The following is a 20573-nucleotide window of genomic DNA, read 5'->3' as shown; positions in this document are numbered from 1 at the left end:
TTGAGCGAGGGGTCAGAACAGGCCGAGCGCGTGCTCGTCATAGGAGACGAGCAGATTCTTGGTCTGCTGATAATGATCGAGCATCATCCGGTGGTTTTCACGCCCGAAGCCCGATGCCTTGTATCCGCCGAAGGCGGCATGGGCGGGGTACTGATGATAGCAGTTGGTCCAGACCCGCCCGGCCTCGATCGCGCGGCCGAGCCGGTAGGCGGTGTTGCCGCTCCGGGTCCAGACGCCCGCGCCAAGACCGTAGGCGGTGTCATTGGCAAGTGCGATCGCCTCCTCGACCGTCTTGAACGTGGTGACCGACAGGACGGGACCGAAGATCTCCTCCTGGAAGATGCGCATGTGGTTCTGACCCACGAACACGGTCGGCTGCACGAAATAGCCCTGGTCGAGCGCACCGCCCGGCAGCGCCCTGGCGCCACCGACCAGACACTGCGCGCCCTCGGCCTTGCCGATATCGATATAGCCCAGGATCTTGTGGAGCTGGTCCTCCGACGCCTGCGCGCCGACCTGGACCGACGGGTCGAGCGGATCGCCCTGGCGGATCGCGGCGACGCGCGCCACGGCGCGCTCGATGAAGCGGTCGAAGATCGACTCATGGATCAGGGCGCGCGACGGGCAGGTACAGACCTCGCCCTTGTTGAAGGCGAACAAAGTAAAGCCTTCGAGCGCCTTGTCGAAGAAGGCATCGTCCTCGTCGAGCACGTCCGCCATGAAGATGTTGGGCGACTTGCCGCCAAGCTCCATCGTCTGGGGGATCAGATGGTCCGCCGCGGCGTGCATGATCTGCTTGCCGGTGACGGTCTCGCCGGTGAACGAGACCTTGGCGATGCGCGGATTGGCGGCGATCGCCTGGCCAACGGTCCGTCCCGGGCCGGTAACGACATTGAGCACGCCGGGCGGCAGGATGTCGGCGGTGAGCTCGGCGAACATCAGCAAGGTGAGCGGCGTCTGGGATGCGGGTTTGATGACGGTGCAGTTGCCCGCCGCCAGCGCCGGGGCGATCTTCCACGCCGCCATCAGCAGCGGGAAGTTCCACGGGATGATCTGGCCGACGACGCCGAGCGGCTCGCGGAAATGATAGGCGATGGTGTCCGCATCGATCGTCGAGATGCCGCCTTCCTCCGCCCGGATGCAGCCGGCGAAGTAGCGGAAATGGTCGATCGCGAGCGGCACGTCGGCAGCGCGCGTCTCGCGGATCGGCTTGCCATTGTCGATCGTCTCGGCAAGTGCCAGCAACTCCAGATTGTCTTCGAGCCGGTCGGCGACGCGATTGAGAATCCTGGCGCGTTCGGCGGGCGCGATCCTTGCCCATTGATCCTTGGCGGCGTGCGCCGCATCGAGCGCGCGCTCGACATCTTCCGGCGTCGACAGCGCGAACTCTGCGATCTGGGCGCCATTGATCGGGCTCGTGTCGGCGAAATACTCGCCGCCCGCAGGAGCGCTCCAGCGGCCTCCGATGAAATTATCATAGCGGTGTCGGAAGGAGGCCGCCGCGTTAATGGTCCCGATCGCCTTCTCGAACATAACCTGACTCCATCTCTATCGATGGCCTGACGGAGTAATCTCTTTGCCCGGGTGGCCTATAAGTAAGTTCCGCAGAAGGTAGTCTGGTATCGGGGTCGCGGGCTTGAGGGTCAGACACGCCAACAGAGCCGATGACTATTCATCGACTCCTGAACGTATTCGCGCACGCCTGATCGGAATTATGCCGAGACAGGCGTTACTCGGCCGAGTCTTCTTTTGGCGAGGGCGGCGCTTGGCATTCCAATTCTGGCGTTACGCCCGGACGCGCTTTAGGCTCACCCAATCGCCTTTCTGAAGCGTCCCGTCCCTCACGCGGAAATGAGCATAATGGTCGTCGAAAATCTGGTCGACTTCGACATGACCGACAAGACGGCGGTGGCGCGGCGTTGCGTGATAGACTTCGAGTATCTGCCCGATGTGCGCGCCATCGGCCTTACCCAGGCAGGCCACTGTGCCGCCCGCATCCATACGGACGATCTTGCCGCGCATGAACAAGCTATGGCCGATACCCTGTGCGAGGAGCGGCGTGCTGCCAAAGAGCAGAAAGCCAACAGCAGCACCGACGCCAAGATGTTTTCGCATCGCTGTTTCCTCTGTCAAGTCAGACGCTCGGACCCGGTTTTGAAAGCTGGGAGCACGGGGCGACGCTGGGCATCGTCAAAGAACTGGCCCGCCGCGGGGGAACGGCGGGCCCTCAGCCCCTGGGGTCTGTTCTCGGGGCTGGAAACCTCACATGTCGCTCATCGGCTTGTCGGCCATGGGCTTGGCGGTCTTCTTCTTCGCCGCCGGCTTGGCCTTCTTCATCGGCATCTTGCAGCAGCCACTCTTCGCCTTACCGGCCATGCCCGAGCCGTTCGATGCAGGCGAGCCGCCGGACATGCCGGCCATCCCCGACATGCCCTGTTGATCCTGCTGGGCCGGTTGCCCCTGCTGCTTCTGCGCGCCGGCCTGATGATCCTTCATCATCTGATCGTGCATCTGCTGCCCGCCATGATCCATGCCCTGCTGGTGGGCATGGGCCGGCGCAGCCTGCGCGGGCGCGGGCGTCGACTGGGCGAGAGCGGTGCCGGCGGCGAAGGTTAGCGTCGCGAAGAGGCTGACGGGCGCCGCGAGAAATGTCGTCTGTCGCATTGAGGGTCTCCGAGTGTTCTTCCTGTTGCCCGATCGACGTTCCGATCCCGGCAATTCCGAAGCTTCAATGCTGCTAGCGAGACGCTGTCTGTATACGTAAGTTACGAATCGAAATCCGATCGGCCGTGCGCCTGCTGGAGCAGGCGCGTAAAATGATGATCCGGGATCGATCAAAAATGTGACCCGGCCTGGTTTTCTCGTCCTGAGACCGGCCAGAAAAGCGATTGGCCCGCCGTGGGAACGGCGGACCAAGGCTTCGGTTGAAAGCGGCCATGATCTTGTCCGTCAACCTTGTCGTCTGATGGAATGATGGCAGGGTCAGCAACCACCGTCCGACCTGTGTGACATGCCGGAGGCGCCGTCCTGGTCCTGCGAATCCCGCATCGCCATTCGATGGCCCTGCATCATCTGGCCGTGCATCTGCTCCTTACCGTGAGCCATGCCCTGCATGTGGGCAGGATCGGGCTGGGCAGGCGCCGGCCTGGCCTTGAGGGTCTCCTCAAGATCGGGCATGCCCGGCGGCATCCCGTCCGCCAGCACCGGTCCGGCACTGACGGCGAGGAAGCCGAGAGCTGCGAGCGAAGCGATCATTGCCGTCTTCTTGCGCAAGTATCCATTCCTTCAAGTCTGGGTTTCCCGTTCGATCGAGCATATGCCCGGTCGATTGTCGCCCCTTCCGGAGCTTGCCCGTGAAATGGTGTCACCTTCCGCCTTGCTGTATACGTAATGTGCGAAGTCCGTCTCTGAGATGGCCATAAATTATCGCACTGGCATCGTTGTTGTGCCGATGTGTAACTATGGTTCGGACTCGAGAGCAGGACAGGTCGGCAACAGTGACTAATCCATGGCGGCCAGCAGACGCTCGAGAGGAATAGTGGCAAAAGTGGTGAAGCTGTCAGCAATGGCATAAGGCAGTACCAGCACCCGATTATGTACCATCGCGCCGCAGCTGTAGGCTACGTTTGGCACATAACCTTCGCGCTCATCCATGTCCGACCGCAAAAGCGGTAGCTTCGTCCGCGCCAGCAGCTTCGAGGGATCGTCACGGTCCAGCAGGCACGCCCCGATGCAATAGTTCCGAACGGCGCCGACTCCATGAGTTACGACCAGCCAGCCTTCGTCGATCTCGATCGGCGATCCGCAATTACCGATCTGGACAAACTCCCAAGGCCAGCGAGGTTCGATGGCTTTCGCTCCGCCACTCCAGTCGTGAATGTCCGCGGACGTCAGGAACCAGATATTTTCGTTATCCTCGCGCCCAAGCATGGCAAAGTGCCCGGCAATGCGTCGGGGGAAAAGCGCCATGCCCTTGCTACCGGTGGCATCCCCACGCAGCGGTCTGAGTTCGAATGTCCGGAAGTCCGGCGTGGACAACAACTCCTGCCGGACGGACTGGCCGCTAAATGCCGTATATGTACCGAAATAGGTGGCTCGGCCATCGTCGTCCAGGAAGCGGACCAAGCGAAGGTCTTCGATGCCACCACGCTGGCTGGGGGTTGTCGGAAAGATCACGATCTCCGAGAGATCGTGGCTGCCATCGCACTTGATCCGAATGCCCGCGTCCGGCCCGTCCTCGCCGGAGATGTTTTCAGTCTCCAGCACGAGCGGCATGGGGCTCGGAGGATTGATTGCTATGGTTCCGTCCGCGGCGCAAAACCCGGTGCGAAAGGTGACGGAGGAGATATGCCCCTCGCCCACGCCTCGCAGGGAAAGAATGAATCGGAGAGAGTTTTCAGGTACAGCAGACTGGTCAGGATGCAGGACGATGCTCGGATTGAAAAGCGCTGCTGCCTCATAGGAATATTCGTTGCAAAAATGGGCACCGATCAAGAGCGCCTGTTCATGGGTGACCTCGCAATCACAGACGATGATGCCATCAACCTCGTGGAACCGCCGCAAAAACAGGGACGGAACCTCACGATGCCTTCCCGAGAAATCATCAAGAATGCGTTGCAACTCATCGTGGAGCGATGCTGGGTCGAGCGCCAGGACGCGGTCGGCGATGCGCTGCGCACGTGGCTGATCCGGTACCGCATATTTATAGGTTTCCGTCGACGGCATATAGGGTCTGATCACTACCCTTGCTGGATTGGGGCGGAGCAATTCGGGTAGCCGGTTGACAAATTCGGCGGTTGACACTGACTTCTCCAATACAGATCGACCGTGGAGCGTTCACGCAATCGTAAAGATGGTGCTCGGCATTACCCGACTATCGGGTGGCGGCACGGAAGGCTCCGGCGATGGCGGGTGCGATGATTTCCGCCGTTGCCGGATACTCGGACTTTGTGCCACGTGCCATGATCGCTGTCCTGGCGTAGTTGTCGGACACACAAGCTGTGACCGGGGGCTCTGGCCTGAACGTGACTATGTGGGGCACGTGCGAAGCGCGCCGCTCAGCTCGACATGTCCGCCATCGTTCGGCAGCTCGCCGCGCATTTCTTGCAGGTGGCCGAGCAACGCGCGATCCGCTGGTCCGCGCTATGGCGTCCGCATTCCTCGGCGCAGCGCTCGCAAGCGTCGGCGCAGGCGCGGCAGACGATGCGGTGCAGGGCAGATTCCCGCAGCATCGAGTTGGCGGTCGCCTGGCACAGTTCCGCACAGTCGTTCAGCATGGCGATCAGCGACGCCGTAGCTGACGCGCCGCCTTGCTTCGTCAGCCAAGCGGCGGTTTCCAGGCACATGCGGTGCGAAGCCACGCAATCGTCGATGCAGTCCGTCATCGACATCGCCATCCCTTCCATTCGATGCTGCTGCGCCGCCGCCGGCACAGCCAGCGTTCCGGCGGCGGCAAGGCCGGCGCCGGCCATCAGCAATTCGCGTCTCTCGATCATCATGCACCTCCCATCTGCTATCCCTTGAGCGCTGTGCCGCATCCGGCGGCCTCAGCCGTCGCAGGCGACCCATCCGACGCCGCACGCGCCTTCTCCCGCGCCATCCGGGTTTCCTCCCAGGGCCAGTGGCCATTGATCTCGACCCCGAGCGAGATGCTCAGGAAGGTCCGCACCAGCACCAGCCCGGCCAGAACGATGAGATCGTCGAGCGTTGGGTTGATCACCAGCGACTTGACGATGTCGCCGGCGACCAGAAATTCCAGGCCGAGCAGGATGCTGCGGCCGAGCGCCGAGCGGAACGCGCTATAGGCCTCGGTTCGGTCGCCCGCCCTCGCCCGCCGCGCAAACAGAAAGGTTGCGAGCCCCGCGCCGACCAGGATGGTCAGCGTGCCCGCCAGTTCCAGGCCGATCACCGCGAGCCGGAAGAAGGCGCTCAGCCAGTCGGCCTCAATGGTGATCATACCAGCCTCGCTTGCGGATATTGTTGAAGCTGTCGGTGGCATGACAGGCATAGCATTGATCGACGCGCGCCTTCGATCCGGCTGCGCGCTGCGAGACCATGCTGAAATGCTCCATGAAGTGACTCGGCGGCGCCTTGTGGCACTCGGCGCACTGCGTCGAATTGACCGATGGATGGCGATAATTGGCGATCTTCCAGCTGTCGGTCTTGTGACAACTCGCGCAGTCGGTGCCGAACAGGCCCTGGTGCGGATCGCGGAACGCATGGCAGCTCGCGCAATTGAGCGCGGTCTCGGGGGTCAGGCTTCGAGTGTTTGTCGACATGCCCGCCAAAGGCTGCCGCCACTTTGCCATGTCGAGCAACGCGGCGTGATCCATGCGGATGATGCCGCGCTCTCCCTCATGTTCGACGTGGCAGGAGGTGCACTGCGTCGCTTTCGCGTGGAACTGCGTCGACTGCTTCGTCCCGAAATCCGTGCCTGCATGGCAGGTGAGACAGGTTCGGGTTTCGACTCCCTTGCCCGGCGTGTGGCAGGCCGTGCATTGGCCGGCGAAGGACTGGTGCGCGCTCGAGAGCGGGCCGGGCGAGACGAGCTGCGCCACCAAGCCGGCATCCCTCGGCGCGTCCGATCGCATCCGGATCGCGACCGCGGCGACCATCACCAGCAGGGCTGCGATGAAGACGGCATAGGAAAGACGCTGCCAGCTCATAGCCAGCGCAGCCCGTAATAGATCGCCGCGCCGACGTGGAGCGCGAGCAGCGCGAAGATGAGACAGCCCAGCAGGATGTGCAGGAACCGCCATCGCGCGAACAGGGTGTTGGTCGCCTCTTCGGCGCGGATCGCGAATTCGGTATCGGCCAGCGCCGCGGCGATCCCCGCCCTGTTCTGGGGGTGCTGGCCCGCGGGCGCATCCCCGGCGACGAACAGATAGCGCCTCCAGCCCGACAGCGGCGCGGCTGCGGTATCGGCCTGCGCCGGCGCCGCCGGCTCCTCAAGGAAGGCGGCGCGAAGCGAGGCCAGTTCCGACCTGCGTCCGCGCAGCGCCCGACCAAGCTGGGCAAGCAGGTAGCGGCCGATGAAGCCGGTGATGACCGTCATCAGCAGGAGGACGGTCAGAAGCAGTCCGACCGGGCTTTCGAGCTTGTGCGCGGCGTGGACCAGACCCAGGATCGGCGCCAGCACGCCGGCATAGATGTGGATGGCGAGCAGGGTAGGCTTGCTGACGAGCCGGGAGAGCACTTTGTCGACCCAGGCGATGTGCTTGGCCGCGACATAGGGAAGCGTCAGCAGCATCAGCACGAGCGCTGCGATCCCGATGATCCCGCCAGCGAGGCTGCCCGGAAAGCGCGGTGACACATGCACGAGGTAGCCGAACGGGAACAGCAGCAGGAATGCGACCAGCAGGCCGACGGCGATGTCGCTGCGTTCGCGCATCAGGCTTCGACCACGAGCGGCGTGCCCGTGCCCTTCGCCTGGCACGCGAGCACATAGCCCTGCGCCTTGTCGGCGGGCGCGAGGCCGGACTCGACCTCCATCGTTACCTCGCCCTGCAGCAGCTTGACCACGCAGGCGCCGCATGTGCCCGCACGGCAGGCATAGGAGATCTCGACGCCCGCGCCCTCGGCCGCCTCGAGCACGGTCTCGTCCGCGGGCAAGGCCGCCGACACCCCCGACACGGAGAAGGTCACCGTGCTCGGCGCCACCTCGGCGCTCGGGGCCGGCTTATCCGCTGGCGCGGGCGCGGGTTTGACCTCGAGATCCTCGTGGTCGGCCGGCAGCGAGGCCGGACCGAACGCCTCGGTGTGCAGCTGCGCTTCGGGGACGCCAAGTTCCGCCAGCACGCCGCGCATCGCGCCCATCATCGCCGGCGGGCCGCACATATGGATCCGCCGGCTCGCGATCTCCGGCACCGCGGCCAGGATCATCTCGCGGGTGATCGGCCCTTCGGGGCCCATCCAGACGGTGCCGGGCGCGCGCTGCATCGCGGCGACGACATGGAGGTTGGGAAAACGGCGTTCGAGCCGCTCGAGCTCGTCGCGGAACACGAATTCCTCGGTCGACCGAGCGCCGTAGAAGAAGAAGATATCGCCCTTCCACGCGGTGTCGGTGAGATAGCGCAGCACCGACATCATCGGGGTGATGCCGACCCCGCCCGCGATCAGCACGATGCTCTGCGCATCCGTTCCCGTGAAGGTGAAGGCGCCGAACGGTCCGCTGACCTTCAGCAGATCGTCGGCGACGACCTTGTCGTGCAGGTGTCGCGAGACCACGCCCTGCTCCTCGCGCTTGACCGTCAGTTCGACATAGGCCCGCTGGGTCGGCGAAGAGGCGATCGTGTAGGAACGGCGCGCGGTCTTGCCCGCTTCGGGCTCTACCTCGACCTGCAGGAACTGGCCCGGCAGGAAGTCGAACGGCAGCCGGTCGGCGGTCGGGTCCGCGAGCCGGAAGGTCAGCACGCTCGGCGTCTCTCGCACGATCTGGACCACGCGCAGCTGCCCCGCCCAGCTTTTGGGCTTGCGCAGCGACGCCCCAGCGGGTGCGGCCGCATTGCTCGGCGCGAGCCCGGCGCTGTCGGCAACGGGTGCAGGCGCGGGCGCAACCCTGGTAGCGGGAGGGGCAGCCTTCGGCTCCGGCTTTGCTGGAACCTTGGCGGTGGCGACACCGCCGGCGATCGCCCCGATCCGCCGTAGGCGGAAGATCTGCAGCGCGATAAGCGTGGCGCTCACCAGCCCCAGGAACAGCATGAGAAGGAGGTGCGAGGGCGAGATGCCGAACCAGTGATCGGCATGGCCGGGCGCGGCCTGGTCGATGTCGAGCTGATCGCGCAGCCAGGCAAGCCCGACCTCCCGGGGCGGCTGCAAGCCCCCGATCGCGCCCTGCGCGGCGGTGCCGGAGCGGAACAGGTCGGTTCCCTCGCGCAGGCGCCGCGCCGCATCGAGCCGGGCCGAGACCGTGGTCGCACGCGCGCCGTCGGCCGAGGCGGCGTTGATCATCGCCAGACCCGTGCTTACCCGTTCGCCGGCCTGCGCAGCGACCCGCTGCCTTGCCGCTTCGTCAAGCGCGGGAAAGGCGAGCAGCTGCGAGATGAAGCCGGTCCGGCGCGATTCGTGGCCGTGCTCATTCTCCCCTTCCCCATTGATCATGCGATCCATCATGGGGTTCATCATCTTCGCCATGTCCGACGACCCCGGCTCTGCCGGTGCGGACATGCCCCCGCCGGCCGGCATGCCTGCGCCATGATGCGCGGCATGATCCTCGCCCTCCTGCGCGCCCGCGCTCGCGGACAGGCTGAGAGCGATTGCGCAGCCGAGGCTCAAGCGTCGAAGGCTGATCCGCCTGGACATCCTCATCCCCTTAGTGTGCGAGCCTACATATCCTTCATCGGCATCGCCGCATTGCCCGGCGCGGGATCGGGTGCCGGCGCGGTCTGGTTGCCGGCCCCGGCGCGCATCGCGTCATGGTCCATCGCCTGACGGTGATGCCGCTCCATCTCGGCCTGGTTGCTCATCGCGTCCATCGGCGCCGCGTCTGCAGCGTTGCCGCTGTCGGTCAGGACCGGGGTGGCGGCGACGCTGTTCGCCGCGGGCGGCACCGTCTGGTCGGCCTGGCGGTCGCAGCCCGAAAGCGCGAGCGCCAGCAACAGGCTTCCGCCGACAAGTGGAAGGGCTTTCTTCGCATGGTCGATCATGGCTTTGCTCCTTGGCTTGAAAACTGTGTCCGGGCGCCATCCCGGGCGTCCGGACCGGCTCATTGCGCGCTGCGCAGAATCCGGAGACACCGGTCGTGCGAGAGGTTCATCGGGTTGCGCCCCTGCCCCTTCATCTCGCCATGATCATGCGGCGTCTGGAGACCCATATTGCCCTCCATCGCCCGGCAACTCTCGACCTGCGCCGAGGTCGGCCGCGTGGTCACACAGGCGCCTAGAAGCAGCGCCGGCGTGAGGACGGCGATCAAACGCATTTTCTTCATGACAAAACCCCTTTCGCTCGTGGTGATCGTTCGTCCTGCGCTGCCTGATGTTTCTTGTTATGCTGCTGGTCTTTCCGCCGCGCCGTCAGGAAGGCGAGGATCGGGCAATCGGAGACCGGCACTTCGCCCGGGCATTCGTCGGCGAGCATCCGCAGCATGTCGCGGATATCCGACAGGCGCTCGAGCCGGGCTTCGGCGTCCGCGATCTTGGCAAGCGTGATATCGAGCACGGCCTGGGCATGCGCGGTGTCCGACGCCCTGAGCGCCAGCAGCTGCCGGGCCTGTTCGAGTGTGAAACCAAGCTCCTGCGCCGAGCGGATGAAATTGACGCGCTCGAGGTCGGTCGCGTCGTAGAGCCTGTAGCCCGCTGCCGTGCGCGCGGGCTCGCGCAGCAGGCCCATCCGCTCATAATAGCGGATCGTATCCCGCCCCACGCCTGCGGCCGCGGCCAGTTCGCCGATCTTGAAATTGCCCATGTCATCCGCTCGATCATGCCGGTTGGACCATGGTCCAGGGTCAAGCGGTTTCGCTTTGACCCCGAACGGTCTCCTCGTCGCCGGCGGCCCGCTGCCCCGACGCGTCGCAGGGCAGCCCGTGCCGCCGGGCCACCGGCTTGTCAGTTCTTGCGAAGCTCGACGATGTCGTGCCTGGCAGGCGTGCCGTCGGCGACGGACACGTGCGCGAAGTGATCGTCAAAGATATGGTCGATCGTCACATGGCCGACGAGCTGGCGGTGATAGGTCGGCGCCACGCCCTTGGACGGACCCGGATGGGTCACGACGCGATAGACCTCGAGCTTCTGGCCGACCTCGGCGCCATCGGCCTTGCCGATGCAGACGACCGTGCCGTTGCTGCCCGTGTCGACGATCGAGCCGCGCATGAACAGGCTGTGCCCGATGCCCTGGGCCATAGCGGGGACGGCAGCAAGCATCGAAATGCCGGCAAGCGCGACCATGAGAGTTTTTCTGACCATATTCACCTCCTTGGATGGTAAGCCACCGCCCGGACTTTGCCGAGGGGAAGAGCGTCTCTTCAGGCTTGGGACTACGGTCCCGGGTCCAGCCTCGATATACGTAGAGGCCGCAGCCGATCTTCTTCCCCGGGCCGGATCTTTATTGACGCGGAGTTGACGGAATCAGCCGTCAGCACTTCAAAATCCGCGCGGCGCGAGACTTTGGTTGGCTGCGCCCGCGAAACCCGCTAGATATCGAGGCCCGTGAAACGCCTGCTCGCCCTCCTGCTCGTCATCGGAGCGCTGTCCGGTCTCTTCGGAGCCCAGATGGCGGCCGCGCACAGCGTGCCGCAGGCGGCAGGCGCGCCGCTGGCCAAGGGCATGGATGCGGACTGCATGGCGATGATGGCCAAGCAGCAGCCTGCGCCCAGCGAAAAGCCCTGCAAGGGCCTGACGCTCGATTGCATCGCCGCGATGGGGTGCGTGATCCCGCTGGTCGCAGCGGACCTGGCAGGCGGCGTTGCGCCTGCGCGTCTCTACGACGCGCCCAGCTTCTGGACGACCGACACGATATTGACCTGCAAGGCGGTTGCGCCCGAGCCGGATCCTCCCACCAGCCTTGCCTGATTGAACGAGCACGGGCTGCGCGCATCGATCGATGCGTGCGCGCCCGGTTTCCTTCTTTTCAGTCAAAGGTTTTCGTGATGATCAAACTGCTTCCGGCCGCCCTTGTGGCGGCCCTCAGTCTCGCCGCGCCTGCGCTTGCAACCGACGCGAGCCGCACGCCGCAAGGCCATTGGGAATGGCGGTCGGCGCCGCAATATGGTCCGCGGGCGACTGGCCCTGCGCGTGTCCGCATATGGGTGCCCGACAGCCGGGACATGGCCAGCTGCGATTGCGCGATGATGCAGGCAAGCGCCGCCGACTGCATGCGCGGCGCAGTCAGGTCGGACAAGGGCTAAACCCGCTCCGGAGCGGCGCGTCACATCTTGGCGCGCCGCCTCTGTCATGAGGGGATGATATCCATGATCATGATGCCGAGGCGCGCTGTGCGACGCCTGTTGCTCTCTATCGGTGCGACGCTTGCGAGCGCCTGGGCCGTGCCGGTGTCGGCCGGCCCGCTCACCTACGAGCAGGCAGTGAGGCTCGCTGCCGCCAACGCGCCAAGCCTCAAGGCGCGCGCGGCGGCGACAGCCGGCGCCCGCTCTTCGGCGGTCGCGGCCGATCGCCTGCCCGATCCGACGCTCGACCTGGGCCTGCAGAACTTCCCGGTGAGCGGCCCCAATGCCGGCAGCTTCACGCGCGACGATTTCACTATGGCGACGATCGGGTTCAGCCAGACCTTCCCCAATCTCGCCAAGCGCCATGCACGCGCCGCGCGCGCCGCGGCCGATATCGGTATCGCCGAGGCGGGCGAGCTGGTCGAAGGCCGCAACGTGCGGCTCGAGACCGCCCTCGCCTGGGTCGATCTCTATTATGGAGAACGCCGGCTCCGGCAGCTCGACCTGCTCGATGCCAGCCTCGACGACCTGCAGAAGACCGTGACCGCACGCCTGGCGTCGGGCAGCGCGCGCCCGAGCCAGGCGCTCGAGCCCGACCAGCTCCGCGCCGCCCTCGCCGATCGCCGCGCCGAGATGGCTGCGGTGGTGGCGCAGGCGCGGGCCCGGCTCGCGCGCTATACCGGCGACCCCGACCCGCAGGCGACGGGCGACCCGCCGATGCTCGATGTCGATCCGATCCGGCTGCGGGCCGGGATCGATGCGCTTCCCGCCCTGCGCGCGCAGGACGCGCGGATCGCAGTCGCCGAAGCGGACGTGCGTCTCGCGCGCGCCGACAAGCGCCCCGACTGGAAGGTCGGCGTCACCTATGGCCGGCGCGATCCCATGTACGGCGACATGGCCTCGGTCGGCGTGTCGATCGACCTGCCGCTGTTCGCCGGCAAGCGCCAGAACCCCAGGATCGCTGCAAGCGAGAGCCTTGCGCAAGGGGGTCGGTTCGACCGCGAGGCGATCCGCCGCGAGCTGGTGGCGCAGCTCGACGCCGATCTCGCAGACCATGCCATGCATCTCTCCCGGTTGCGCAATGCCCGCGAGACGCTGGTGCCACTCGCCAGGCACCGCGCCGAGCTCGACCGCGACAGCTATGGCGCCGGCAAGCTCGACCTTGGCGCCGCGCTGCTCACGACGCTCGGGCTCGCGGAGGCCGAGGTCGAGGCGCTCAACCGCGAAGCCGACGTCGCGCGCGACGCGGTCCGCATCACTATCACCTATGGGGAGGAGCGGCCATGACGCTCGATAAATCCGCGCTGCGCTGGGGCGCATCGATCCTGGCTGTCGCGCTGCTGGCCGGCGGCACAGGCTATTGGGCTGGCCATCGCCAGGCACCGCAATCGGAGGCGACCACGCCCGCCGGGGCAGGCAAAGTCCTTTACTGGTACGATCCGATGTTCCCCAACCAGAAGTTCGACAAGCCCGGCAAGTCGCCCTTCATGGATATGCAGCTCGTGCCGCGATACGCGGACGGAGGAAGCGCCGGCGCGGCCCCCACGGTCGCCGTCGATCCCGCCGCGCGGCAGAGCCTGGGATTGCGGGTCGTCGCGGCGAAGATGGGCAGCCTTGCCTCGGCCCTCGAGGTCACCGGCACGATCGACTTCAACCAGCGCGACGTCGCCGTCATCCAGGCGCGTTCGGGCGGGTTCGTGAGCCGCGTCTATGCGCGAGCGCCCGGGGACGTGGTCCGCGCCGGCGCGCCGATCGCGGACCTGCTCCTGCCCGAATGGGGCGGCGCGCAGACCGAATATCTGAGCGTCAGGCGGCTCGGCAAGCCCGACCTCACCGCGGCCGCGCGCCAGCGACTGCGGCTGATGGGCATGTCCGACGGCCTCATCGCCAGCGTCGAGCGGAGCGGACGCCCGAACGGCGTGGTGACGATCACGACGCCGATCTCGGGCACGATCCAGACGCTCGACGCCCGTGCCGGCGTGACGCTCGCCATGGGCCAGACGCTCGCCCAGGTAAGCGGGCTCGGCACCGTCTGGCTCAATGCCGCGGTGCCCGAAGCGCGCGCGGGCGATGTCCGGGTCGGCCAGAATGCCAGCACCACGCTGGCGGGCTTCCCCGGCGAGCGCTTCGCCGGCCGGGTGATCGCGATCCTGCCGACCACGCAGGCCGACAGCCGCACGCTCACCGTGCGGATCGAGCTGCCCAACCGGGACGGCCGGTTGCGGCCGGGCATGTTCGCCAGCGTCGCGCTTGGCGACGATGCCAAGCCGGCGCTGCTGGTGCCGAGCGAAGCGGTGATCCGCACGGGCAGGCGCACGCTCGTCATGCTGGCCGCAGGCGACGGGCGCTATCATCCCGCCGAGGTCCGCATCGGCCGCGAGGCAGGCGGCGAGACCGAGATCCTTGCCGGCCTGTCGCCCGGCGAGAACGTCGTCGTCTCGGGGCAGTTCCTGATCGATTCCGAGGCGAGCCTGTCGGGAATCGAGGCGCGGCCGATCGGCGGCGGTGCGGCATCGGCGACCATCGCCGCGCCGGCGTCGAAAGCCACGCTGTACGAGACGACGGGCAAGATCGAGCGGATCACGGCCAATTCGGTGACGCTCAGCCACGAGCCCGTTCCCGCGCTCGACTGGCCGGCGATGACGATGACCTTCGCGCTCGCCAATCCGGGCATCGCGCGCGGCTTCAAGGCGGGTGACCGGGTCCGGTTCGGGTTCGACCGGCCCCCGGCGGGACCGACGCTGCGGCATATGGCGAAGGTGGCGGGCCAGTGATCGCCCATCTCATCCGCTGGTCGGTGAGGAACCGCTTCTTCGTCGTGCTCGGCATGCTCGCGCTGGTCGGCGCGGGCCTGTGGGCGGTGCGCTCGACCCCGATCGACGCGCTGCCCGATCTTTCCGACGTGCAGGTCGTGATCCGCACTTCCTATCCGGGTCAGGCGCCGCAGATCGTCGAGAACCAGATCACCTATCCGCTCACCACCACCATGCTGTCGGTGCCCGGCGCCAAGACGGTGCGCGGCTATAGCTTCTTCGGCGACAGCTTCGTCTATGTGATCTTCGAGGACGGCACCGATCTCTACTGGGCGCGCAGCCGCGTGCTCGAATATCTCAACCAGGTCCAGGGTCGGTTGCCGGCCAGCGCCCGCAGCGCGCTCGGGCCGGACGCGACCGGGGTCGGCTGGGTCTATGAATATGCGCTGGTCGACCGCACCGGCCGGCACGATCTCTCGCAGCTTCGCGGGTTGCAGGACTGGTTCCTGCGCTACGAGCTGAAGACCGTGACCGGCGTGGCCGAAGTCGCCAGCATCGGCGGCATGGTCAAGCAGTACCAGGTGCTGCTCGATCCGGTGAAGCTCGCGGCCTACGGCGTAACCCACGCCCAGGCAGTGCAGGCGATCAGCCAAGCCAATCAGGAAGCCGGCGGCTCGGTGCTGGAAATGGCCGAGGCCGAATATATGGTCCGCGCCTCGGGCTATCTGAAAACGCTCGACGATTTCCGGGCAATCCCGCTCAAGACTGCGGCGGGCGGCGTGCCCGTCCGGCTCGGCGATGTCGCCACGATCCAGGTCGGCCCCGAGATGCGGCGCGGCATCGCCGAACTGAACGGCGAAGGCGAGGTCGCCGGCGGCGTCGTTATTCTTCGGTCAGGCAAGAACGCCCGTGAGACCATCGCGGCGGTCAAGGACAAGCTCGCCGATCTCAGGAAAAGCCTGCCGCCGGGCGTCGAGGTGGTCACGGTCTATGACCGCTCGCAGCTGATCGATCGCGCGGTCGAGAACCTCACCCGCAAGCTGGTCGAGGAGTTCATCGTCGTCGCATTGGTCTGCGCCCTGTTCCTCTGGCACGTCCGCTCGGCGCTGGTCGCGATCCTGACCTTGCCGCTCGGTGTGCTGGCCGCGTTCGTCGTGATGCGGTTCCAGGGGGTGAACGCCAACATCATGTCGCTGGGCGGCATCGCCATCGCCATCGGCGCGATGGTGGATGCGGCGGTCGTCATGATCGAGAACGCCCACAAGAGGATCGAACGCTGGGAGCAGGATCACCCGGACAGACATCTCGATGGCGAGATGCGCTGGATCGTCGTCACCGAGGCGGCGGCCGAGGTCGGGCCGGCGCTGTTCTTCAGCCTGCTGATCATCACGCTGTCGTTCATTCCGGTCTTCACCCTGGAGGCGCAGGAAGGCCGGCTGTTCGCGCCGCTCGCCTTCACCAAGACCTATGCGATGGGCGCGGCCGCGACCCTGTCGGTGACCCTGGTGCCGATCCTGATGGGCTGGCTGATCCGGGGCCGCATTCCGGCCGAGCAGGCCAATCCGGTCAATCGCTGGCTCACCAATATCTACCGGCCCGCGATCGACTGGACGATGAAGCGGCCCAAGGCAGTGCTGCTGATCGCGGCTCTGGTGTTCGCCACCACGGCCTGGCCGCTCAGCCGGCTCGGCGGCGAGTTCATGCCCAATCTCGACGAGGGCGACCTGCTCTACATGCCCTCGGCGCTGCCGGGCCTCTCGGCCGCCAAGGCGAGTGAGCTGCTCCAGCAGACCGACCGCCTGATCAAGACCGTGCCCGAAGTCGAAAGCGTGTTCGGCAAGGCCGGCCGCGCCGAGACCGCGACCGATCCCGCGCCGCTCGAAATGTTCGAGACGACGATCCAGTTCAAGCCCCGCGACCAGTGGCGGTCGGGCATGACGCCCGAACGCCTTGTCGACGAGCTCGATCGCCGGGTGAAGCTTCCGGGTCTCGCCAATATCTGGGTGCCGCCGATCCGCAACCGCATCGACATGCTCGCGACGGGCATCAAGAGCCCGATCGGGGTCAAGGTGTCGGGCAGTGACCTCGCCGAGCTCGACCGCATCGCGCATGATGTCGAGACCGTGGCCAGGAGCGTGCCCGGCGTCAGCTCGGCGCTCGCCGAGCGGCTGACCGGCGGACGCTATGTCGATGTCGACATAGACCGCGCCGCCGCCGCGCGGTTCGGGCTCAACATCGCCGACGTCCAGGCCATCGTCTCCGGCGCGATCGGCGGCGAGACGATCGGCGAGACGGTCGAGGGCCTCGCCCGCTATCCGATCAGCGTGCGCTATCCGCGCGAATTGCGCGACAGCCTCGAAAGGCTGCGGGCGCTACCGATCCTGACGCCCGCGGGCCAGCAGATCACCTTGGGCACCGTGGCAAACGTCTCGATCGCCGAGGGACCGCCGATGCTCAAGACCGAGAATGCCCGGCCTTCGACCTGGGTCTACGTCGATGTGCGCGGGCGCGATCTTGCCTCGGTGGTCGGCGATCTGCAGCGTGCGGTGGCGAAACAGGTCAGGCTCTCGCCTGGGGTCAGCATCGCTTACTCTGGCCAGTTCGAATATCTCGAGCGCGCGGTCGACCGCTTGAAGCTGGTCGTGCCCGCGACGCTGCTGATCATCTTCGTGCTGCTCTACCTCATCTTCGGCCGCTTCGACGAGGCGGCGCTGATCATGGGGACGCTGCCGTTTGCGCTGACCGGCGGCATCTGGACGCTTTATCTGCTGGGGTTCAACCAGTCGGTCGCCACCGGGGTCGGGTTCATCGCGCTCGCCGGCGTCTCCGCCGAGTTCGGGGTGGTGATGCTGATCTATCTCAAGAACGCGCTGGCCGAGCGCGGCGCACATCCGGACGCTGCCGAGGTCGAGGCCGCCGTGCGCGAAGGCGCGCTGCTGCGCGTCCGTCCCAAGGCGATGACGGTGGCGGTGATCCTGGCCGGCCTGCTGCCGATCCTGCTGGGATCAGGCGCGGGTTCGGAGGTCATGAGCCGGATTGCCGCGCCGATGATCGGCGGCATGCTGACCGCGCCCTTGCTCTCAATGTTCGTCCTGCCCGCCGCCTACCTGCTGTTGCGCCGGCCCAAGACCGATCCCATCCCTCAACCCGTTTCATCATGAAGGAGAAGACGATGAACCATGCACGACTGACCATTGCCCTCGGCCTCGCCGCCCTGACTGCCGCGTGCGGCAAGAAGGCGGAGGCCCCCGTTGCGACTGAGACCAACGAGGCGGCGCCCGCCGCGACCATGAGCGGCGACATGGGCAACATGTCGATGGCGCCTGACGCGAACGCCGCGATCAAGGCCAAGGGCCATGGCACCGTCACCGCGATCGACAAGGCGGCAGGCACGATCACGCTCGATCATGGTCCGATCCCGGAGGCCAAGTGGCCCGCGATGACGATGGCGTTCAAGGCCGCGCCGTCGATCACCGATGCGGTCAAGGTCGGCGACAAGGTCGATTTCGACCTCTCGCTCAAGGGCAGCGATAGCGAGGTCACCGCGATCGCAAAGCAGTGATCCGCTAAGTTCGACCGGAAAAAGCTGGTTGCGTCGCCGCTCCCGGGCGGCGACGCCCGTGCCGGCCGTCTGCCTGGCTGTGCGCCCGGTCGACGGTTGCGACCGGCAACGCCCAATGCCAGCGGCATTTCCCTGCGCGATCACCGACAATTTGAGCACGCTTCGCGGATCGCACATTGAACGTGCAAGCCGCCCTTGCTCGCGATAGCCTGAACGGCAAGGAGCCCAGTTTAGATGACCCAGCCAGTATGACCTTGTTACCCGCGACACATCATGATCTCGTGAGCGAGCTTGTCCGTCGTTGGCGAGACGATCCCGGCGCCACCTATCGCTCCTGGTTTCTGTGGGACGAACGGCTGAAAAACTTCCGCTCCATCCGTCGCGGGCTGCAGCAGGTGGTCGCAGAAATCGAAAGTGGGCGGTTCGGCGTCGCCTATCGCGGCTCGTCACTGGAAACGGTTGTCCACTCGATCGCCGAACAGCGGCAGATCTTCAAGGGCGCCGACCATGCCTGGCTGTGGAAGCCCAAGCTGCGCATTCCAGACATCTACGAAAGCCCGGACAACCAGCGGGCGTTCGGTCGCCTGCTCGACAATTGCTCGTGCTGCGATACCGCCGAGGAGATCATCAGCCACATCCGCAGCATAGACGCGCTCAAGATCAAGGGGCTGGGGCCGGCGGCGGCCAACCTGCTCTATTTCCTTCACCCGACGCTGGTGCCGCCCTTCAATACCGCGATCGTCAAGGGCTACAATGCCGTCACCGGCGCCAAGGTGAAGCTCGGGTCATGGGATCATTTTCTCGCCATGCGCGCCGGCATCCTCGACCTCAACGACCGTTACCGCGAGTTGCTCTCCAACGATCTCGGCGCGATCGGCGGACTGTTGTTCGACATTGGCTCGGGCCGCTATCCCGCGCCACCGCTGGAGGATGACGCAACGGCGGCCGACGACTGGCTCGGCAGATTGGAACATGCCAGAGCGGAGGCAAGCCGGCTCGACAAGACAGCCGCCGCGCAGGGCGAAACCGATCGCACGCACGCCGAAATCCAGGCCTGGCTGCGCGACCTCGGCCATGCCCTCGGTTACGATGTGTGGATCGCCGCCAATGACCGCGGTCGACTTCACGCTGGCTGCCCGCTTGGACAGGGATGCCTCGAGCGCCTTCCAGACGCCATTGCGACCTCTCCCGGAGCGGACTCGATCCGCCTCATCGACGTGTTGTGGCTGGCGAAGGGTGGCGACGGCGTCGCCGCCGCGTTCGAGGTTGAACATTCGACCTCGATCTACTCGGGGATCGTGCGCATGCTCGATCTGGCGCTGTCGGGGAGCGATCTGCACGCTGCCGCCGGGCTATTCCTGGTCGCACCGAATGCGCGCGAGCAGGACGTTCGCGCGCAACTCCGTCGCCCGGCTTTCAGCCGTATTGCCGATCTCGACTTCGCCTATCTGCCCTATGGCGAGCTGGAGAGAAACAGGGACGCGATCGCTCGTTTTGGAACGGGATTGAAGGCCATCAAGGCGATCTCAAGCCCCCTTCCCTGAAACACGGACCATTGTGCCGCTGCTGGCAAGGGCCACCGGCCAGCTCCATAAGCTCATGCCGGTCCGATGAGGTTGCTTGGGGAGCGACGCCCTCCTGCAATCGAGTCGACCAGCGACCCCATCAGCCGATCTTCGCCATCAGCCTGCCCGCTGCGCCCTGCTCTGCAGCAAGGTTGCGATTATAGGCGAGTGGCATTCGCGGTGACTTCCACCGCAATGCATCCATGATCCCAGCCAGATCCTCTCCGCTCGCAAACAGATCCTGGTTCAGCCCGATCCGCGTCGAGTGCGCGCTGATGCCCTTGAGCAGCCGCGCCAGATCCTCGGCTGTGAGGTCGGGCAGAGCGCCACGATCGAACGCGCGCTGGATGATCGATGACGTGCTCCCCAAAGCTCTACCAGTCATAACTGGAGTCCGGGGTTGGTATGGTGCCCCTCGGGGCGGTGTTGCACAACCCGCCTGGCAGCATCGGCGGGCGTCAGCCCGCCAACACCACTATGCGGCCGCACATGGTTGTAATCGTCGCGCCAGAGCCGCAGCACCGAGCGGGCATGGCCGAGCGACACGAACAGCCTCTCGTTGAGGCATTCGTCACGCAGGCGGCCGTTGAAGCTCTCGACGTAGCCGTTCTGCTGCGGCTTGCCCGGCGCGATGTAGTGCCACTCGAGAGGCCGTTCCTGCGTCCATCTCAGGATCGCCAGGCTGGTCAGCTCGGTGCCGTAGCACATTGGGAAGCGCTGGTTCGGGGGCCGCTATGGCCCTGATGAAGGCAAGGCCGCGAAGCGGCCGCAGGCTTCATCAGGGCAAGCCATGGTCGGTCAGCAGGTATCTAAAG

At 66.0% G+C, this 20573-nt stretch carries 21 protein-coding genes and 2 pseudogenes; 7 read left to right on the top strand and 16 right to left on the bottom strand.

Annotated elements, in window-relative coordinates:
* Nucleotides 1-12 precede the first annotated feature (12 nt).
* From ACAX61_RS19250 to ACAX61_RS19185, 14 genes are all read right to left on the bottom strand, one after another.
* On the bottom strand, nucleotides 13-1533 hold the full coding sequence (locus ACAX61_RS19250) for an aldehyde dehydrogenase family protein (RefSeq protein WP_015449264.1): 1521 nt from the start codon (nucleotides 1531-1533) through the stop codon (nucleotides 13-15).
* 252 nt (nucleotides 1534-1785) lie between these two features.
* Nucleotides 1786-2115, bottom strand: a complete 330-nt coding sequence (locus ACAX61_RS19245) for a hypothetical protein (protein ID WP_004212674.1) — start codon at nucleotides 2113-2115, stop codon at nucleotides 1786-1788.
* 147 nt (nucleotides 2116-2262) lie between these two features.
* Nucleotides 2263-2664, bottom strand: coding sequence for a hypothetical protein (locus ACAX61_RS19240; RefSeq protein WP_015449265.1), 402 nt, complete (start codon nucleotides 2662-2664; stop codon nucleotides 2263-2265).
* A gap of 318 nt (nucleotides 2665-2982) precedes the next feature.
* Nucleotides 2983-3273, bottom strand: a complete 291-nt coding sequence (locus ACAX61_RS19235) for a hypothetical protein (RefSeq protein ID WP_007406388.1) — start codon at nucleotides 3271-3273, stop codon at nucleotides 2983-2985.
* A gap of 228 nt (nucleotides 3274-3501) precedes the next feature.
* Complete coding sequence (locus tag ACAX61_RS19230) at nucleotides 3502-4803, bottom strand: glycoside hydrolase family 130 protein (protein WP_438830636.1); 1302 nt, start codon at nucleotides 4801-4803, stop codon at nucleotides 3502-3504.
* A gap of 254 nt (nucleotides 4804-5057) precedes the next feature.
* Nucleotides 5058-5498, bottom strand: coding sequence for a four-helix bundle copper-binding protein (locus ACAX61_RS19225; RefSeq protein ID WP_015449267.1), 441 nt, complete (start codon nucleotides 5496-5498; stop codon nucleotides 5058-5060).
* Between the two features lie 14 nt (nucleotides 5499-5512).
* Nucleotides 5513-5956 carry a DUF1622 domain-containing protein gene (locus tag ACAX61_RS19220; protein ID WP_007406411.1) on the bottom strand — a complete coding sequence of 148 codons (444 nt, stop codon included), beginning with the start codon at nucleotides 5954-5956 and terminating at the stop codon, nucleotides 5513-5515.
* Entirely contained in the window at nucleotides 5943-6665 is a 723-nt protein-coding gene (locus ACAX61_RS19215; RefSeq protein ID WP_007406380.1) for a hypothetical protein, read from the bottom strand. The genes ACAX61_RS19220 and ACAX61_RS19215 overlap by 14 nt, the downstream gene beginning before the upstream one ends.
* On the bottom strand, nucleotides 6662-7390 hold the full coding sequence (locus ACAX61_RS19210) for a hypothetical protein (protein WP_009824015.1): 729 nt from the start codon (nucleotides 7388-7390) through the stop codon (nucleotides 6662-6664). Before ACAX61_RS19210 ends, ACAX61_RS19215 begins: the two co-directional genes overlap by 4 nt.
* Nucleotides 7390-9300, bottom strand: coding sequence for a 2Fe-2S iron-sulfur cluster-binding protein (locus tag ACAX61_RS19205; protein WP_168845730.1), 1911 nt, complete (start codon nucleotides 9298-9300; stop codon nucleotides 7390-7392). The genes ACAX61_RS19210 and ACAX61_RS19205 overlap by 1 nt, the downstream gene beginning before the upstream one ends.
* Nucleotides 9301-9323: 23 nt before the next feature.
* Nucleotides 9324-9644 (bottom strand): hypothetical protein, encoded by a 321-nt coding sequence (locus ACAX61_RS19200; protein WP_007406382.1) that lies wholly within the window; start codon nucleotides 9642-9644, stop codon nucleotides 9324-9326.
* A 59-nt stretch (nucleotides 9645-9703) separates the two neighbouring features.
* On the bottom strand, nucleotides 9704-9925 hold the full coding sequence (locus ACAX61_RS19195) for a hypothetical protein (protein ID WP_007406426.1): 222 nt from the start codon (nucleotides 9923-9925) through the stop codon (nucleotides 9704-9706).
* Complete coding sequence (locus ACAX61_RS19190) at nucleotides 9922-10401, bottom strand: heavy metal-responsive transcriptional regulator (protein ID WP_007406417.1); 480 nt, start codon at nucleotides 10399-10401, stop codon at nucleotides 9922-9924. Before ACAX61_RS19190 ends, ACAX61_RS19195 begins: the two co-directional genes overlap by 4 nt.
* Nucleotides 10402-10541: 140 nt before the next feature.
* Nucleotides 10542-10880 carry a hypothetical protein gene (locus ACAX61_RS19185; RefSeq protein ID WP_007406371.1) on the bottom strand — a complete coding sequence of 113 codons (339 nt, stop codon included), beginning with the start codon at nucleotides 10878-10880 and terminating at the stop codon, nucleotides 10542-10544.
* Nucleotides 10881-11141: 261 nt separating this feature from the next.
* On the opposite strand from ACAX61_RS19185, the gene ACAX61_RS19180 reads away from it, so the two are divergent.
* The 7 genes from ACAX61_RS19180 (at nucleotide 11142) to ACAX61_RS19150 (ending at nucleotide 19737) form a co-directional block, all read left to right on the top strand.
* Nucleotides 11142-11504 carry a hypothetical protein gene (locus ACAX61_RS19180; RefSeq protein WP_370716177.1) on the top strand — a complete coding sequence of 121 codons (363 nt, stop codon included), beginning with the start codon at nucleotides 11142-11144 and terminating at the stop codon, nucleotides 11502-11504.
* Nucleotides 11505-11581: 77 nt separating this feature from the next.
* Complete coding sequence (locus ACAX61_RS19175; RefSeq protein WP_007683334.1) at nucleotides 11582-11839, top strand: hypothetical protein; 258 nt, start codon at nucleotides 11582-11584, stop codon at nucleotides 11837-11839.
* Nucleotides 11840-11902: 63 nt separating this feature from the next.
* On the top strand, nucleotides 11903-13165 hold the full coding sequence (locus ACAX61_RS19170) for a TolC family protein (protein ID WP_126053474.1): 1263 nt from the start codon (nucleotides 11903-11905) through the stop codon (nucleotides 13163-13165).
* The gene (locus tag ACAX61_RS19165; RefSeq protein ID WP_370716176.1) at nucleotides 13162-14652 is read left to right on the top strand and encodes an efflux RND transporter periplasmic adaptor subunit; all 1491 of its coding nucleotides are present in this window, start codon (nucleotides 13162-13164) and stop codon (nucleotides 14650-14652) included. The genes ACAX61_RS19170 and ACAX61_RS19165 overlap by 4 nt, the downstream gene beginning before the upstream one ends.
* Nucleotides 14649-17792 (top strand): efflux RND transporter permease subunit, encoded by a 3144-nt coding sequence (locus ACAX61_RS19160; RefSeq protein ID WP_126053475.1) that lies wholly within the window; start codon nucleotides 14649-14651, stop codon nucleotides 17790-17792. Before ACAX61_RS19165 ends, ACAX61_RS19160 begins: the two co-directional genes overlap by 4 nt.
* Complete coding sequence (locus tag ACAX61_RS19155) at nucleotides 17789-18193, top strand: copper-binding protein (RefSeq protein WP_528084561.1); 405 nt, start codon at nucleotides 17789-17791, stop codon at nucleotides 18191-18193. The genes ACAX61_RS19160 and ACAX61_RS19155 overlap by 4 nt, the downstream gene beginning before the upstream one ends.
* A 281-nt stretch (nucleotides 18194-18474) precedes the next feature.
* A complete protein-coding gene (locus ACAX61_RS19150) occupies nucleotides 18475-19737 on the top strand; it encodes a type II restriction enzyme NmeDI-related protein (RefSeq protein ID WP_007683327.1) in 1263 nt (420 codons plus the stop codon).
* 121 nt (nucleotides 19738-19858) lie between these two features.
* Here the strand turns inward: ACAX61_RS19150 and ACAX61_RS19145 are convergent.
* A pseudogene (locus ACAX61_RS19145) lies at nucleotides 19859-20113 on the bottom strand (integrase); the annotation flags it as partial.
* A gap of 26 nt (nucleotides 20114-20139) precedes the next feature.
* Nucleotides 20140-20457, bottom strand: a pseudogene (locus tag ACAX61_RS19140) (integrase core domain-containing protein); the annotation flags it as partial.
* Between the last annotated feature and the right edge of the window lie 116 nt (nucleotides 20458-20573).

This window comes from Sphingomonas sp. IW22, assembly GCF_041321155.1.
Lineage (GTDB): Bacteria > Pseudomonadota > Alphaproteobacteria > Sphingomonadales > Sphingomonadaceae > Sphingomonas.
The sequence above is the reverse complement of the archived record's forward strand: the minus strand, read 5'-3'. Positions and strand labels throughout refer to the sequence as shown.